This window comes from Faecalibacterium longum, assembly GCF_040094125.1.
In the GTDB taxonomy this organism is placed as follows: Bacteria; Bacillota; Clostridia; order Oscillospirales; family Ruminococcaceae; genus Faecalibacterium; species Faecalibacterium longum.
Genome location: NZ_JBBNIH010000105.1, coordinates 12,680 through 27,077, shown reverse-complemented (window position 1 = coordinate 27,077; position 14,398 = coordinate 12,680). Strand labels below are relative to the sequence as shown.

Here is a 14,398-nt window from a genome sequence, read left to right as displayed (position 1 = left end):
GCGCAGAATGGAAACTGTTCGCTTTGGTAAAATTTCCTCGGTGAACTACGAAGCCGGAACGGTGCGGGTCGTCTACCACGAAAAGGACGACTGTGTCACAAGCGAGATCCCGCTTCTTAGTTCCGAGTATATGATGCCCGAGGTAGACGATGCCGTTCTCGTTCTGCACCTCTCAAACGGCGCAGAAGTAGGCGTTGTCCTTGGCCGTCCTTGGGGCGACGAAAACAAGCCGCCCGAGGGCAGCCAGGGTCTCTGGCGCAAAGACCTTGACCGGGAAGCCGGGAAAGGGATGCTCCGCTACAAGGGCGGCACCCTCACCATCAAGATGAACAAGGTTGTCCTGGAAGCAAAAGAACTCACGGTAAAGGCCGAAACGACCATCACCGAGAACACAACTATGAAAAAAGACGCCAATGTGGGCCAGACCTTGACGGCCACAACCGACTGCATCGGCGGCGGGAAAAGCCTCAAGAGCCATACCCACACAAGCGCCGCACCTGGCAGCCCGACCTCTCCCACAAACTAACCCGGAGGTGATTTTTTGTTCATCGGAACCTTTGGAAGAAAGATCATCTTTCAGGTCAGCGACCTGGCCGTTTTTACTTTCCAGAATGCCACACGGGAAAGCTCCGGGCGCTGGACGACCCACGAAGGGCTCAACAGCAAACCGACCCCTGAGTTTCTGGGCGCAGACCTCAAAAAGGGAACGCTGGAAATTCACCTCTCTGCCGCCCTCGGAGTACGCCCCCGAAAAGTTCTTGATCTGCTGGCCCGCATGGCCGAAACTGGCGAAGTTCAGTATTTGGTGATTGGCTTCCGACCTTTCGGGAGGAACCCCTTCCGGGTCACGAAAGTAAGCGAGGCCTGGGACACCGTACTGCGACATGGCGAGCTGGCAAAGGCCACGGTCAACCTTGACCTTGAAGAATACCCGATGGAGGACACCACATAATGGAAACCACCGCAGTTTACATCGGGGATGAACCCCTGAAAGAAGTAGATGAGCAGGTCGAAACGCTGCTTTCTACCGTTGCCGGAACCATCCCATTAGACCGCGGTCTCGGCATAGACGACAGCTTCATCGACAAGCCCACAGAGGCCGCCCGGAGCTTGTACGTTGCCGAGGTCGCCGAAAAGATTCCCCGCTACATTCCCACCCTTTCCGTTGACAGCGTGAACTTCACCGCAGCAGCCAACGGCGGAAAGGTGACCGCAAAGGTGGTGCTTACCAATGCCTGATATTTCCACCGTTAAAGACCTGCCCGACATTTCGTTCATTGAGTATAAAACCGTGGACGATGTGAAAGCGAACATGGTCGCAGACTACGAAGCGTATATGACAGAGGCCACCGGGAAGCCCTACACGCTGCCCAGGGTCTCCCGAGATCGCTTCAAGCTCTACGCCGCAGCCGCCCAAATCTACCAAGCTATGAAGTACGTTGACATCAAGGGAAAGATGGACACCGTGAAATATAGCGTCGGTGATTTTCTGGATTTGCTCGGCGCTTTCCGCTGCGGAGCTACCCGGAACCAGGCCGCTGCAGCCGTTACGACTATCCGCTTCACCCTCTCAGCTGCAAGGGCGTCCGTCACGGCCATCCCGCAAGGAACCCGCATTGCAGCGGGACAGCTTTTCTTTGCAACCTCGGTATATACCGAGATCCCAGCGGGCGACCTGACTGCCGATATTCCCGCGACGTGCATGACCGCAGGCGAAACCGGCAACGGTCTGGCTCCCGGCGAGCTTAAAACGCTGGTTGACCCGGTTCCCTACGTTCAGAGCGTAGAGAACACCTCGACTTCCAGCGGCGGCGCCGACAGGGAGAGCGACGAGAGCTTTGCAGCCCGCATCTTCATTGCGCCCGGCAAATACTCCACCGCGGGCAGTCGGAACGGCTACGAGTACCATGTGCAGGATTACAGTTCTGCCATCGGCGGCGTTCACGTTTCGAGCGACCAGGCAGCCGGAACCGTTGAAATTGTTTTTGTCATGGCAGACGGCTCCCTCCCGAGCGCCGAAATGATTTCCGCCATGAGCCAGCACATGAGCGCAGAAACCCTCCGCCCGATGAACGACCTTGTGACCGTTCGCGCCCCCGCAGAGGTAAAGTATACCGTTTCCCTCACCTACTACATCAACCAAAGCGACAACAACCGGGCTGTGGCGATTCAGCAGGCAGTCTCCGCAGCGGTTGACAGCTACGTCGCCTGGCAGCGGAAAATTGGGCGAGACATTAACCCCTCCAAGCTCCTGGCCCTCGTGATGGGCGCCGGGGCAAAGAGGGCGCAGATCACCGCCCCGATATTCACCGCCATCCCGGCGGACAGTATCGCTGCCATTGACGGCACCGCCTCGATCACATACGGAGGCCTTGAGGATGACTGAACTTAAAGACAGCCGCTTCACGGAACTGCTCCCGAGCGACCTGAAGAACGACACGGAAACCCAGGCGTTTGCTTATGCCGTCAGCAGGCAGGTGCAGCAGATCATCCGCTTCGCCGACGCTGCCTGCATCTATATTGCGATTGACAGCGTCCCGGAACCTGTTCTCGACCTTCTCGCTGTGGAGCTTCGCACCCCGGTCTATAAGCAGACATACAGCGTTGCCATCAAGCGGGCGCTGGTAAAGGAAAGCCTCATTTTCTACGACCAAATGGGAACCCCGGCTGCGGTCAATCGCATCATTGAGGCGGTATTTGGTGTGGGCTATATAAAGGAATGGTGGGAATGCGGATTGCAGCCCCACCACTTCAAAGCCTACACCACAAACCCCGCCGTCACTGCAGCCAATGTGCAGGAATTCAAAGAGGTTTTGAACTCCGTGAAGCGGCTTTCCAGTTGGCTCGACGAAGTAGTGCTTGACCTCTCCACAGACGCCGCCCAACCCAAGGTTGGATTTTTCGTTCATACCGGCGACATCGTAACGCTCAACAAGGCGACCATGTAAGAAAGGAGGAAGCACAAATGTTTGAAGCCCCTAAACTCACGAACGCAGGCAAAGCCCTTTACTACCGCAACCTCGGCGGCGAAGCACTCAAGATCACAACCATGCAACTCGGCGACGGCCAGCTCAGCACCCCCATTGCGACCCTGACCGGCCTCGTTCATTCCGTTGTTTCGATTGATGCAGCGGTAAAGCAGCGCACGGACTATGTGGAGGTAAACGCCAAATTTTCCAATGCCGGCCTGAGCGCAGGCTTTTACTGGCGGGAGGTCGGCATCTTCTGTGCAGACCCGGACAACCCGAATGACCGCAGCAAGGATATTCTTTACTGCTATCAGAACGCATACGACACCGCAGACTATATCGCCCCCGCAGCAACGGAGCTGGTGGAAAAGAGCGTCACCATCCCCATCATCGTAGGCGATGCCACCAACGTGACCTGCACCTTGGACAAGTCCCTCATTTACGCCACCTGGAAAGACCTGCAGGAACACAACGAGAACGAAGACGCCCATCCATTCATTCAAACGAACCTGAACGAAGTCTATTCGATGCTGGTGAACGGCGAAGTTTGGACGGCGCTCGGAACCAGCGCAGGCGAACGGCTCTGCACCTCAGACGGCATAGTTCTGCTGGCCAACCGCAAACTGCAACTTATTTGATTTGGAGGTAATGCAATGGAAACCCCTGTTCAGAAACCTATTTCGGAGCTTTCCGAGGCCCTGGAAGCCCTCGGCACGGACAAGCTGCTCATTCAGACCGCCAACGGCACGAAGATCATCCAGGCCAGCATCCTGGCGCCTGCCCTGCTCTCCCTGCTGGTCGGAGACAGCGCTGCCAGCCATAACGCGATTTATCGTGGCAAGTGCCTTGGCAGCAGCTTCACCTCAGCACAGAGCGCAGCCATCCGCTCCGGCAAGTTCACCGACCTCTATATCGGCGACTACTGGACAATTAACGGCAGAAACTGGCGCATTGGTGCCCTGGACTACTGGTATCGCTGCGGCGACACCGACTGCACCACCCACCACGCCCTCATTGTCCCGGACGCTCACCTGTACACCGCAGCCATGAACGCCACCAATACCACGGAGGGTGCATACATTGGCAGTCAGATGTACAAGACTGGTCTGGATGAGGCCAAGACCATCGTCAACGCCGCTTTCGGTTCCGACCACATTTTGAACCACCGCGAGCATTTCCAGAACGCTGTCAGTAACGGCAAGCCCAGCGGTGGCACCTGGTACGATAGTACCGTCGATTTGATGAACGAGGCCATGGTCTACGGCACCCGCCACTTCACCGCAGTTTCGGACGGCAGCACCGTGCCGAACAACTACACCATTGACAAAAGCCAGTTGCCCCTTTTCCGCTATGCGCCCTGGTTCATCCACGCGCAGCGAGCCTATTGGTGCTGGTTGAGGGATGTGGTCTCGGCGGCGTCCTTCGCCCACGTCAGCGGCGGCGGGAATTGCACCTACGCCAACGCCTCGTATGTCGGTGGCGTCCGCCCGGCTTTTGCAATCTACTAATCAACCATCCGGCGGCAACTGCCGCCGGATAATATGGAGTTAAAAATGTCAGAAGTTCCTAAAGGCAGGCGCAACCATTCCAAGCTGGAAGCTCAAACGCTCGCGTCCGACATCCGCGGGCAGATCACCACGGAAATCATGGTGACGTTTGGTTACAGCCAAAAGAAATATGAAGATCATATAAAGGCAATGACCGGCTACATCCAAAACCCCGAGGAAAGAGAAGCAGTCGCCGAAACGATACGCAAGCTGGAAGAAAACTTCGAGGGCTGGTTTATCGTCAAAGAGCGTGACCGTATGTTCCAACTGGCCTGCGACATTCCCTCGCACCTGCGGGAAGCAAATGCCATCCTCCCCAAAATTTACGACGAGTATGTGGAACGCCGCCTGCATCTTGACAAAGCAATCGCCTGCTGCTATCGGCTTCAAGATGAATTGCAATACACCGCAACCACCCTCCCATCCGATTACAACAAGTTTACCCGCATTGTTCTTGACCTCGACCATGAAGCCAACCTGATAAAGAAGCTTCGACGCTCCGATGAAAAGCGCTTTTCCGATTTGGCGGTGGAACCCGCGCAGAAACCTCCACAGGAAGCTCCACCGCCAGAGGAAGCGCAGAAAACCGAATAAGAAATAGGGCAGCCTTTGTATGTGGTCTCGGCGACGAACTTCGCCAACGTCAACAACAACGGGAATTGCAACTACAACAACGCCTCGAATGTCAATGGCGTCCGCCCGGATTTCGTAACCGCACATAAAGGGTACAGCCCGCCTGCGGCAATGCGAAAGGAAAGGCTGTCCTCCTGCGGGCGCTCCGCAGCAAATACGAATCATGACGGCCCCGGTTACGACCGATGAGCCTATCGCGTGGTTTTTTACATGAATAATTACTATGATGCAAACGCCTTGTTTGAGGCCGGAACCAAGTCCATCAAGGGAAGCCGTTGGAAATACAGCACACAGCTTTTTGAGATGAACCAGCTTCTGGAAACGGCCAAACTCCAAAAGGCGTTGATGGAAGGAAAATACCGCCCGGCGGTTGGCAGCAAATTTGTCATAAAAGAGCGGGGTAAAACCCGGTATATTTCCAGTGCGACCATGCAGGACAAAACCGTGAACCATATCGTTTGCGATAAGGTCTTGACGCCGTACCTGCACAAATACCTCCAATACGACAATAGTGCCAGCCAGAAAGGAAAAGGTGTATCCTTCCACCGGCAGCGATTTGAAACGCACCTTCACCAATACTTCAACGAAACAGGCTCGAATGAGGGTTATATTCTTCTTTGGGATTATAGCGGCTATTACGCAAACATTCCCCACGAAAAGTGCCTGGCTACCGTCGGCGCCTTTCTTGACCGGGAACCCATAGACCCGCTGGAGCGCCAGCTCACAAAAGAGATCATGGCTGCCACCTTTCGGACTTTTGAGATGGACGTTTCCAGGTTCAGCGATAAGGAAGTTGCCGAGATGTACCGCCGAAAAGTAGACCCGCTTCTCAATGCAGGAGTGCCAGCAGCACAGCTTACAGGCGAAAAGTGGCTCCGCAAAGGCGTGGACATTGGAAACCAGCAGTCGCAGGATATAGGGATTCTATACCCATACAGGATAGATAACTTCTGCAAAATCGTCTGCGGCTTCCGGCACTTCGGACGGTATACGGATGATTCCTATATCATCCACCGCAGCAAGGAAAAGCTGTTGCAGGCTTTCGAGGGAATAAAGAAAATCGCCGCAGAATTCGGCCTTATCATCAACGAGCGCAAGACCCGGATTTGCAAGCTCTCGGACACCTACCGCCACCTGCAAATTCAATACTCCTTGACCGCCAGCGGGCGGCTTATTCGCAAGATCAACCCTAAAGCAGTCACCCGGGAACGTCGCAGGCTGAAAGCCTACAAGCGCCTCCTGGATGCCGGGCGCATGGCCTATTCCAAAATTGAGGAATCCTTCAAGCCCTGGATTGCCAGCGTCTACAAGTATATGTCTCGCCAACAAATTCTAGGATTGAGCAGGCTATTCTATGACCTGTTCGGAAAGGCACCAACATGGAAGAAAACGCACGGAAGCAGCCATGGACGGTTACGCTGGATGATGGCACTGCCATCGGCGGCCTGACCCTCAGCGGCAACAACTTCATCTCGGACACCGAACTGACCCCGGAGATGTTCGACGGCAAACTCTCCAAGATCACCGCCACAGACGGCGACAGCACCTTGGAATGGAACAACGCGGAACTGGTGCAGATCACGCACCCGGACAGCCGCTGGTGGTTTGTCCTGCGGGAGCTTTCGCCCGAGGAACTTTTTAGAGCCACCACCAAGGCGAAGCTGGACTATCTGGCCCTCGTTACCGATACCGACCTGGAGGATATGTGACCATGAACGAACACAGCAAGAAATTCCCTGACATCAAGAGCTACTACGACCTTGGCATCTGGCGCAGCACTACCGTGAAAAAGGTCGTGAAGAAAGGCTGGATCACTCCCGCCGAATACGAAGAGATTACCGGCGAATCCTACACCGCATAAAGCCGCCGGGAGGGAAAATGGAAATTCAACTGACCGAGTTTCTCATTGACACCGTGGAAAAACTTCTTCGTATCGTAAAGCAGCAGAACAGCGCCCTCGCACAGCTTGGAGCCGTAGCCGCAGAGGAACAGCTTCAAGAGGTGGAGGCCGCCTATTCCGCTGCCGTATACCCTGGCGGGAAGGAGGTGGACAACGCCAATGTGGATTGATGCAGACGCCATCATCAAAGCCGCCGCCTTTTTAACAGCGCTCGGCGTCCTCGGCGGCGCAGCAGTATCGCTTTATAAAGCGTCCGAGCGGGACAGGAAGCAGAGCGAGATCATCAAAGAGATGATGGACGAACAGTCCCTGATTTGCTATGGTCTGCGGGGCGCCCTGCAGGGCCTAATCGAACAGGGCTGCAACGGCCCTTGCAAGGACGCCCTGGAAAAGCTCAACAAGCATCTGAACCAGGAAGCACACCACAACGATTTGTAAACAGGAGATAAAAAAATGGAGTACATGAACGAAATCATTTCCTTGTTGGTAAAAGCCGCAAGTCTGGGCTGCCTGGCCCTGTTTTCCACCGTCGTTCTTCCTTGGCTGAAGAACCAGTCCTTCTTCTGGATCGTCAAGGTGGCAGCCAAAGCCGCCGAGAAGCTGGGCAAGACCGGCGCAATCCCCAAGGCAAAGAAGAAAGAATGGGTCATTGAGCTTTTGACCCGCTGGGGCTACAAGGTAGACGAAAAGACCGAGGTGTTCATTGAGGCAGTACTTACCGACTTGGATAACGCCGCCCAGGAAGCGCTGTCCAAAATTGACGAGGCCTGACCCATGATCGCACCGTACAAAGGAACCTTCCGCATTTCCCAGACCTGGAACAACCTGCGCAGCAACGGCACCCTGCACCAAGGCTTCGACCTGGTGGGCATTGCCGACAAACGCCTCTATTCCCCGGTATACGGCACCGTCGTCCGGGCAGGCTGGGAGAACCCCAAGAACGCAAAGCAGGGCTGGGGCCGCCGGGTGGTCGTGCGCATCGGCAAGACCCGTTTCTATATGTACTTCGGCCACCTTTCCAGCATTGCCGTCACCGCAGGCCAGACCGTCAAGCCCGGCGACCTAATCGGCATTGAGGGCAGCACCGGCCACAGCACCGGCAGCCACCTGCACTGGGAAATCCGGGAATCCGACAATCACAACCTTTACAGGGATATGCCGCAGTACTCGGACATTCCGAACGCCGCCAGCAGGACGGCAAGAGCTTCCGCCTGGGACGGCTCACTGCTCGGCAGCGCAACCCTCGCCGCCGGACGGAACAGCTACCCGGCAGCCATCCACAACGCTACGTTGCAGGCCAGGCTCTCCGCCCTCGGATTTGACGCCGGGGATCCTGACGGTCTGTTTGGAGCCAAGACCACCGCAGCCGTGAAACAGTTCCAGTTGAGCCGCAGCCTGACCGTTGACGGCAAGGTTGGAGCCAAAACCAAAGCGGCGCTTTTCGCACCGTAACCGCAAAAAGGACACCGAAACTCCCACCTCGGGGACGCTCGGCGTCCTTTTTCTTTGCGTAACTCCGCAGGCCACAGGGAAGCCCGCCAGTGCTTTTTATATGCAGTCGGTAAAGTTCCAGGTCTAAATACCAAAACGCCGCACAAATAAAGTTTTTTCCATTGGAAAAAAGTAGAGGACAAAAGAAAAATCCCCGGAGGTCTAACCCCCAGGGACTACCCGAATATTTCAGCCCTTGCACCGATACCCCGCCCGCCGGAGGAACGCCTCCGCCTGGTGCAGCTCGGTAAACGTCCGGGAACTATGCTTCTGGCGGTCACGCCCCATAATATGCTGACCATCCAGAGCTTTCACCACAAATTGCTCCCGCCCGTTCTTCATAACCCGGTTGAAGTAGACGGCCTGCCCGGCCTCATTGAACATTTTCATAAACCCAGCCTCCATTCATAATAGCTTGCATTCCAGAGAGCAACGGAGCGGAGCAGCCCGACCCGGTGGCCCTCGCTGTCAAGTTCCACCCGCTGCACAATCTCCTGGCCGTACATATTCACGCCCAGGGAGTACAGATACTTTTTCGTGCGGTACTGGCCGCCCGCCATCAGAGCCGCAGCCATTCGCTTTGAGATCGTCATACACCGCACCTCCCATCAGCGAGCGTCCCGGACGAAAGACCGGCGACGATCATTCATGTAGACGCACAGGTGAACGGTGTTGACGTACTCACCTGTATTTGTGTTGCCCATCTCACACAGCACATCAGCCCAGCCCAGGTCATCCGCCCCGGAGTAGCTCCATGCAGCCAAGAAGCAAGGCTCGCTGGATTTATCGGTGGCGAACCGCTCGGCCTTCTTGACCTCGGAACGCTTCAAGTTAAACTCTTCCATTTCATAATCCCCCAAAGATTGAACTTAGATTGTGGTTCCCACGACCATCCCGGCGGCCAGCCGGTAGGTTTCGGCTCCCACCACGGAGCCATCATCAGGCGGGGGAGTTTACCACTCTTGCGAATTGAAATCATCCAGCGCATCACGAAGTCTGCAAACTCTGTCAAATGCCTTCTTCCTCACATCCACCAGCGCACCAGACGTTAATTTCCCATCGGGATCTGCCTTTTTAAGCGCGGAAGTAGTAAGTTCGAGCGATTTTTCCGCGGCCTTTAGGTCGTCTGTAAGGGCTTCGTAAATCTGCACAAGTGTTTGATACTTCATCGTTCAGTCCTCCTTAGTCTTTGATCTCGCACACGTCGGTCACTTCGTAGACATCCAGACCGTGCCCCGTCTCATCCACCAGCCGCTGCACGGTTACGTTCCGGGCATCTACTGGGTCCTCGGCAAGAACCTCGTAGCAGTCCCAGAATTTATCGACCGTGTTGTAGACGTACACCTTATAACGCTTCATAATTTTCATGTCCTCCATTTGTTTCGTTTTCCCTTTCGGTGTCTGTGTCTTACCACATAAGCGCAGGAAACTCCACTGTCAAACAGTCCAAAGAATACTGCGTTTATATGGTAAACTTTATACTTCCATTTTTACGGCGTCCGCAGTATACTGTACTAAAAGGGAGGGCTGCCACATGAGAGAATCACACACCAATAACCCCATAGACGAACGCTGCAAGGCCGCAGGCATAAGCCGCCGGGAACTTTGCCGCCAGGCAAAACTGAGCTACCGCACCGTGGAAAGCTGGTGCGCTGGACACCGTAAAAGCCCGGACGTATACCAACTTTGGAGAGTAGCGAGGGTGCTGGGCTGCCAGATTGAGGACTTACTCGACCCGGAGCGCATAGCAGACGACACCTCGGAAACCGAATAATAAAACTTGGAACCAAAACAAAAACACCCGCCAGAACGGCGGGTGTGACAATCCCCAGTGATATAACAACAAAAACCCTCGTTCCATTGCGAATGTGTCATTGCACTTTCCAAGGGTGAGATCGACTCCTGAAAGGGATGCACTGAAATACTTTAAGATGATTTAACCCCAAAGCACAGCTCGTTGGAGCATTATGTTCTCTGCGAGCCGGTGGTTTTCCCTCGCTCAAGCTGCTCAATAACAAAAAACGGTCGGAGTTACTCGTCAGGCAACTCCGACCATTTTTTCTCTTTTTATTCCTCTTCGTCCCTGGCCCAGTGATAGGCGCAGCGGACAGCCTTATTCCAGCCCTTGATGCGCTTGGTGCGTTCCTCTTCCGAGATGGCCGGGCAGAACACGCGGTCCACCGACCAGTTGCGGGTGATGTCCTCGGCGGACTGCCAGTAGCCTACGGCGAGGCCGGCCAGATAGGCCGCGCCAAGCGCCGTCGTTTCCACGCAGCGGGGGCGCTTGACTTCGAGGTCGCTGATGTCGGCCATGGTCTGCATGAGGTAGTTGTTGGCCGACGCGCCGCCGTCCACCCGGAGAGACTTCATGGCGATGCCGGAGTCCGCCGCCATGGCGCGGAGGACGTCGTTGACCTGATAGCAGATGCTGTCCAGCGTGGCGCGGATGATGTGGTACTTGTTGCAGCCCCGGGTGAGGCCCACGATGGTGCCGCGGGCGTACTGGTCCCAGTGGGGCGCGCCGAGGCCTGTGAAGGCCGGCACGACGTAACAGCCGTTTGTGTCCTTGACCTTCTGAGCCATATACTCGGAGTCGCGGGCCTCTTCCAGCAGGCGCAGCTCATCGCGGAGCCACTGGATGGCCGCACCGGCCACGAAAATAGAGCCTTCCAGCGCATAATTCACCTTGCCGTCGGGGCCGCAGGCGATGGTGGTGACAAGACCATTCTGAGAAGTGACCGGCGTCTCACCGGTGTTCATGAGCAAAAAGCCGCCGGTGCCGAAGGTGTTTTTCGCCTCGCCGGAGGCAAAGCAGGTCTGGCCGAAGAGGGCCGCCTGCTGGTCGCCTGCCGCACCGGCAATTTTTATCTCGCCGCCGAAGTGCATCGGGTCAGCGTACTCATAAAAGCCGCTGGACGGCACCGGCTTCGGGAGCATACATTTCGGGATGTTCAGCTCCTGCAGGATCTCGTCGTCCCATTCCAGCGTGTGGATGTTGAACATCATGGTGCGGCTGGCGTTGGTATAGTCGGTGACGTGCAGTTTTCCGCAGGTCAGCTTCCAGATGAGCCAGGTCTCCACGGTGCCGAAGAGCAGTTCTCCCCGCTCGGCCCTTTCGCGGGCGCCGGGGATATGATCCAGTATCCACTTGAGCTTAGTGGCCGAGAAATAGGCGTCGATGATGAGGCCGGTCTTCTGCCGGAATTTCTCCGTCAGGCCCCGGGCTTTCAGCTCGTCGCAGTATTCGCTGGTGCGGCGGCACTGCCAGACGATGGCGTGGCAGATGGGCTCCCCGGTCTCCTTGTCCCAGACGATGGTGGTCTCCCGCTGGTTGGTGATGCCGATGGCGGCGATGTCCTCGGCTCGGGCGCCGACTTTGTTCATGGCCGAGAGGGCCACGCCCAGCTGGGTGGCCCAGATCTCATTGGCGTCGTGCTCCACCCAGCCGGGTCTCGGGTAATACTGGGCAAATTCCTTCTGCGCGACGCTGCAGATCTCACCCGCTTTGTTGAACAGGATGCAGCGGTTCGAGGTGGTTCCGGCGTCCAGCGCCATGATGTACGACATAGGCTCTTTTCTCCTTTTCCTGCTCTGGTTTTATAGTGTCAGAACGCCAGCGCGGGGCTCACTTCATTCCGCCGCTGGGTCTGGACGATACAATCCTTGTCCGGCACGACGCCCGCCGTACCGAGGGTGGAAAAGACGGTCTGCAGCGCCAGCATAGGGGTGTTGTTCTCCTGCGAGAGGTGACAGAGGGCAAACTTCTTGCAGCCCTCCTGGATGAGTTCCAGCAGCTTTGCCGCGCACTCGTCGTTGGAGAGGTGGCCCCGGACCGACTCGATGCGGGCGCGCAGATAGTAGGGGTACGGCCCGCTGCGGAGCATATGCAGGTCGTAGTTGCTCTCGAGGGCCACAAGGTCGCAGCCGGAGAGGGCTTCATGTACAGCAGGAGTCAGCACACCGAGGTCGGTGGCGATGGTCATGGTCTTCTCGTCGGGGGTGTGGATGCGGTAGCCTACACAGGGGACGTCGTGGCTGGTGGGAAAAGCTTTGACCCCGAAGACACCGATGTCCTCTTCCCTGCCCGGCGTCAGAGCTGTCATGTCGCAAGTGGCCGGAACAACGCCGTTTGCGTCCAGAAATTCCAGTGTTTCCTCTGCGCCGTACACCGGCAGCGGATATTTTTTCAGGAAGGTGGAAAGGCCCTTCACATGGTCGCTATGCTCATGGGTGACAAGAATGCCGTCGCAGTCGGAGATGTTCAGCTCCAGCTCCTTGAGGGCTGCGCCGGTGGTACGGACGCCTTTGCCCATATCCACGATGAGATACCGCTCCCCACAGCGCACGACGCTGCTGTTGCCGGAGGAACCGGAATAAAGAGAGATAAATTCAGACATGATAAACCTCAACAAATAAAACCCCTCCGTCTGCTGCGCAGTCATAAAAACGCAGGGACCTGACGGACTGCCAATGCCTCCCCTCGACAGGGGAGGCGGCACGCCGCAGGCGTGACGGAGAGGTTTTTCTAATTACAGAGCCTGTTCCAGTGCAGCGGGCATCCGCTCCACCTTCCTGATGTCAGCACCGAGGCCGCGCAGCTTCTCCACGATGTTCTCGTAGCCGCGCTCGATATGACCGATCTCCTCGATCTCGCTGGTGCCGTCGGCCATCAGGGCTGCAACGACCATCGCTGCACCGGCGCGCAGGTCGGAAGCGCGGAGCGGAGCGGGAGAAAGCTTCTCCACGCCCTCGAACACGGCCACCTGACCGTCCACCTGGACATTCGCGCCCATCTTGCGCAGCTCATCCACATAGCGGAAGCGATTATCCCACACGCTCTCGGTGACGGTGGAAGTCCCCTTTGCCACGCTGAGCAGAACGCCCATCAGGGGCTGCATATCGGTGGGGAAGCCCGGGTGGGGCATGGTGTTGATCTTGAGGGGCAGGATGTCGCCGGTGCGGCGAACCCGCACAGCATCGTCAAACTCCTCCACCTCAATGCCCGCACGGCGGAGCTTCGCGGTGATAGGCTCGAGGTGCTTGGGGGTGACGTTCTTCACCAGCACATCGCCGCCGGTGGCCGCTGCAGCCACCATGTAGCTGCCGGCCTCGATCTGGTCGGGGATGATGCTGTAAGTGCAGCCGTGCATCTGCTCGACGCCGCGCACCTTGATGACATCGGTGCCTGCGCCGCGCACATCAGCGCCGCACATATTCAGGAAGTTGGCCAGATCGACCACATGGGGCTCCTTGGCACAGTTTTCCAGAATGGTCTGACCCTTGGCCATGACAGCGGAGAGCATACCGTTCATGGTAGCGCCCACGCTCACCTTATCAAAGAAGATATGAGCGCCGTTCAGCTCGTCGGCGTGGACGGTGATCATGCCGTAGTCCACACTATCCTCTGCGCCCAGAGCGCTGAACACCTTCAGGTGCTGGTCGATGGGGCGGGGGCCGAGGTTGCAGCCGCCGGGCATGGCCACCTCGGCCTTGCCGAAGCGGGACAGCAGTGCGCCGAGGAAATAGTAGCTGGCGCGCATCTGGCGGGACAGGTCGTCGGGGACGTTGGTGCCGGTCAAATGGGTGGTGTCGATCTCGTAGGTGTTCTTGTTCAGCATCCGGACCTTAGCGCCCAGCACGCTGAGGATCTTGAGGCTCACCGCCACATCGCTGATGTCCGGCAGGTTCTCGATGACGCAGACGTCCGCTGCCAGAATGGTAGCAGGCAGGATGCCCACAGCCGCATTCTTCGCGCCGGAGATGATGACTTCGCCGTGCAGGGGCTTACCGCCCGTAATAACAAACTTTTCCAATTTTATGATCTCCTTGTCACAGTCCCGCTCCCCGCAGGCCCAAAA

At 56.8% G+C, this 14,398-nt stretch carries 24 protein-coding genes; 16 read left to right on the top strand and 8 right to left on the bottom strand.

Annotated elements, in window-relative coordinates; translation table 11 throughout:
* Window positions 1-7: 7 nt before the first annotated feature.
* The 15 genes from AAAU26_RS03835 (at window position 8) to AAAU26_RS03765 (ending at window position 8,501) form a co-directional block, all read left to right on the top strand.
* Entirely contained in the window at window positions 8-526 is a 519-nt protein-coding gene (locus AAAU26_RS03835) for a phage baseplate protein (RefSeq protein ID WP_227618794.1), read from the top strand.
* Window positions 527-541: 15 nt separating this feature from the next.
* Entirely contained in the window at window positions 542-952 is a 411-nt protein-coding gene (locus AAAU26_RS03830) for a phage tail protein (RefSeq protein WP_227618795.1), read from the top strand.
* Window positions 952-1,239 carry a hypothetical protein gene (locus AAAU26_RS03825; protein WP_227618796.1) on the top strand — a complete coding sequence of 96 codons (288 nt, stop codon included), beginning with the start codon at window positions 952-954 and terminating at the stop codon, window positions 1,237-1,239. Before AAAU26_RS03830 ends, AAAU26_RS03825 begins: the two co-directional genes overlap by 1 nt.
* Window positions 1,232-2,386, top strand: coding sequence for a baseplate J/gp47 family protein (locus tag AAAU26_RS03820; RefSeq protein ID WP_227618797.1), 1,155 nt, complete (start codon window positions 1,232-1,234; stop codon window positions 2,384-2,386). The genes AAAU26_RS03825 and AAAU26_RS03820 overlap by 8 nt, the downstream gene beginning before the upstream one ends.
* Window positions 2,379-2,948 carry a phage tail protein I gene (locus AAAU26_RS03815; RefSeq protein WP_227618798.1) on the top strand — a complete coding sequence of 190 codons (570 nt, stop codon included), beginning with the start codon at window positions 2,379-2,381 and terminating at the stop codon, window positions 2,946-2,948. Before AAAU26_RS03820 ends, AAAU26_RS03815 begins: the two co-directional genes overlap by 8 nt.
* Window positions 2,949-2,965: 17 nt before the next feature.
* Window positions 2,966-3,607 carry a phage tail-collar fiber domain-containing protein gene (locus tag AAAU26_RS03810; RefSeq protein ID WP_227618799.1) on the top strand — a complete coding sequence of 214 codons (642 nt, stop codon included), beginning with the start codon at window positions 2,966-2,968 and terminating at the stop codon, window positions 3,605-3,607.
* Between the two features lie 15 nt (window positions 3,608-3,622).
* The gene (locus AAAU26_RS03805; protein ID WP_227618800.1) at window positions 3,623-4,477 is read left to right on the top strand and encodes a hypothetical protein; all 855 of its coding nucleotides are present in this window, start codon (window positions 3,623-3,625) and stop codon (window positions 4,475-4,477) included.
* Between the two features lie 45 nt (window positions 4,478-4,522).
* On the top strand, window positions 4,523-5,110 hold the full coding sequence (locus AAAU26_RS03800) for a hypothetical protein (protein WP_227618801.1): 588 nt from the start codon (window positions 4,523-4,525) through the stop codon (window positions 5,108-5,110).
* Window positions 5,111-5,359: 249 nt separating this feature from the next.
* The gene (locus AAAU26_RS03795) at window positions 5,360-6,598 is read left to right on the top strand and encodes an RNA-dependent RNA polymerase family protein (RefSeq protein WP_227618802.1); all 1,239 of its coding nucleotides are present in this window, start codon (window positions 5,360-5,362) and stop codon (window positions 6,596-6,598) included.
* Window positions 6,529-6,858 (top strand): hypothetical protein, encoded by a 330-nt coding sequence (locus AAAU26_RS03790; protein ID WP_227618803.1) that lies wholly within the window; start codon window positions 6,529-6,531, stop codon window positions 6,856-6,858. Before AAAU26_RS03795 ends, AAAU26_RS03790 begins: the two co-directional genes overlap by 70 nt.
* Before the next feature lie 2 nt (window positions 6,859-6,860).
* Window positions 6,861-7,010 (top strand): XkdX family protein, encoded by a 150-nt coding sequence (locus AAAU26_RS03785; RefSeq protein ID WP_227618804.1) that lies wholly within the window; start codon window positions 6,861-6,863, stop codon window positions 7,008-7,010.
* Window positions 7,011-7,027: 17 nt separating this feature from the next.
* A complete protein-coding gene (locus AAAU26_RS03780; RefSeq protein ID WP_227618805.1) occupies window positions 7,028-7,219 on the top strand; it encodes a hypothetical protein in 192 nt (63 codons plus the stop codon).
* Window positions 7,209-7,487, top strand: coding sequence for a branched-chain amino acid ABC transporter permease (locus tag AAAU26_RS03775; RefSeq protein ID WP_227618806.1), 279 nt, complete (start codon window positions 7,209-7,211; stop codon window positions 7,485-7,487). Before AAAU26_RS03780 ends, AAAU26_RS03775 begins: the two co-directional genes overlap by 11 nt.
* 15 nt (window positions 7,488-7,502) lie before the next feature.
* Window positions 7,503-7,820 (top strand): hypothetical protein, encoded by a 318-nt coding sequence (locus AAAU26_RS03770; protein WP_227618807.1) that lies wholly within the window; start codon window positions 7,503-7,505, stop codon window positions 7,818-7,820.
* 3 nt (window positions 7,821-7,823) lie between these two features.
* A complete protein-coding gene (locus AAAU26_RS03765) occupies window positions 7,824-8,501 on the top strand; it encodes a peptidoglycan DD-metalloendopeptidase family protein (protein WP_265104213.1) in 678 nt (225 codons plus the stop codon).
* A 228-nt stretch (window positions 8,502-8,729) separates the two neighbouring features.
* Here AAAU26_RS03765 and AAAU26_RS03760 read toward each other — a convergent pair whose 3' ends face one another.
* The 5 genes from AAAU26_RS03760 to AAAU26_RS03740 form a co-directional block, all read right to left on the bottom strand.
* On the bottom strand, window positions 8,730-8,930 hold the full coding sequence (locus AAAU26_RS03760; protein ID WP_227618808.1) for a hypothetical protein: 201 nt from the start codon (window positions 8,928-8,930) through the stop codon (window positions 8,730-8,732).
* The gene (locus AAAU26_RS03755; RefSeq protein WP_227618809.1) at window positions 8,927-9,133 is read right to left on the bottom strand and encodes a hypothetical protein; all 207 of its coding nucleotides are present in this window, start codon (window positions 9,131-9,133) and stop codon (window positions 8,927-8,929) included. The genes AAAU26_RS03760 and AAAU26_RS03755 overlap by 4 nt, the downstream gene beginning before the upstream one ends.
* A 15-nt stretch (window positions 9,134-9,148) precedes the next feature.
* Window positions 9,149-9,385, bottom strand: a complete 237-nt coding sequence (locus AAAU26_RS03750) for a hypothetical protein (RefSeq protein WP_227618810.1) — start codon at window positions 9,383-9,385, stop codon at window positions 9,149-9,151.
* Window positions 9,386-9,493: 108 nt separating this feature from the next.
* A complete protein-coding gene (locus AAAU26_RS03745) occupies window positions 9,494-9,709 on the bottom strand; it encodes a hypothetical protein (protein WP_227618811.1) in 216 nt (71 codons plus the stop codon).
* A 13-nt stretch (window positions 9,710-9,722) separates the two neighbouring features.
* Window positions 9,723-9,899 (bottom strand): hypothetical protein, encoded by a 177-nt coding sequence (locus AAAU26_RS03740; RefSeq protein ID WP_227618812.1) that lies wholly within the window; start codon window positions 9,897-9,899, stop codon window positions 9,723-9,725.
* 175 nt (window positions 9,900-10,074) lie between these two features.
* On the opposite strand from AAAU26_RS03740, the gene AAAU26_RS03735 reads away from it, so the two are divergent.
* Window positions 10,075-10,314: a helix-turn-helix domain-containing protein gene (locus AAAU26_RS03735; RefSeq protein WP_227618813.1), complete on the top strand. Its 240-nt coding sequence runs from the start codon at window positions 10,075-10,077 to the stop codon at window positions 10,312-10,314.
* A gap of 293 nt (window positions 10,315-10,607) precedes the next feature.
* On the opposite strand, the gene glpK is transcribed toward AAAU26_RS03735, so the two are convergent.
* The 3 genes from glpK to murA form a co-directional block, all read right to left on the bottom strand.
* Window positions 10,608-12,107, bottom strand: coding sequence for a glycerol kinase GlpK (gene glpK / locus AAAU26_RS03730; protein WP_227618814.1), 1,500 nt, complete (start codon window positions 12,105-12,107; stop codon window positions 10,608-10,610).
* Between the two features lie 38 nt (window positions 12,108-12,145).
* Window positions 12,146-12,937, bottom strand: a complete 792-nt coding sequence (locus AAAU26_RS03725; protein ID WP_158403609.1) for an MBL fold metallo-hydrolase — start codon at window positions 12,935-12,937, stop codon at window positions 12,146-12,148.
* Window positions 12,938-13,069: 132 nt separating this feature from the next.
* Window positions 13,070-14,353 carry a UDP-N-acetylglucosamine 1-carboxyvinyltransferase gene (murA, locus tag AAAU26_RS03720; protein WP_149794277.1) on the bottom strand — a complete coding sequence of 428 codons (1,284 nt, stop codon included), beginning with the start codon at window positions 14,351-14,353 and terminating at the stop codon, window positions 13,070-13,072.
* Window positions 14,354-14,398: the final 45 nt, after the last annotated feature.